Genomic DNA, 566 nt, shown 5'->3' with positions numbered 1-566 from the left:
GGAGCTTGTTATGGCGTTTGGTTCGGGAGCGGCATTGCATTTGCCTGCGGATGAGCTCCGTCAAGCGAGTAACAAGCTATCGGATTATCTGCGAAGCGAAGCCATCACGCACGCGACGCTGCCTCCAGCCTTGCTTCAGGGAAGCCAGAAGCTGGAAGGCTTGGGATCGCAAGTTCTCATTCTTGCTGGAGAGCTGCCGAAGGCAGAACTCATCCGGAGTCTGGCTCCAGCATCCATTATCAATGCTTATGGACCTACCGAAGCAACAGTTTGTGCGGCGACCTGGAGTTGCCCCGATGGGTTTGATGGGGCCATTGTCCCGATTGGCCGCCCGATTGCGAACACGCGTGTGTATCTGCTGGATGATCATGGCGGGCTGGTGCCGTTTGGCGCGGTCGGGGAGCTCTGCATTGGCGGGGCGGGGGTGGCGCGGGGCTACCTGAACCGGCCCGAGCTGACCGCGAAGCGGTTCATCGCCAGTCCCTTTGTGGACGGCGACCGGCTGTACCGCACCGGCGATCTGGCGCGCTATCTGCCGGACGGCAATCTGGAGTTTTTGGGCCGCA

The 566-nt window shown here is 61.0% G+C and carries 1 protein-coding gene; it reads left to right on the top strand.

The features are described from left to right. Positions 1-566: AMP-binding protein (locus I6F16_RS37495; protein WP_225174776.1), on the top strand; the 566-nt coding region annotated here is incomplete at both ends.

Origin of the sequence: Bradyrhizobium sp. IC4060, assembly GCF_020193715.1 — a bacterium.
GTDB classification, from domain to species: domain Bacteria; phylum Pseudomonadota; class Alphaproteobacteria; order Rhizobiales; family Xanthobacteraceae; genus Bradyrhizobium; species Bradyrhizobium yuanmingense.
This window is presented reverse-complemented; position numbering and strand designations above follow the sequence as displayed.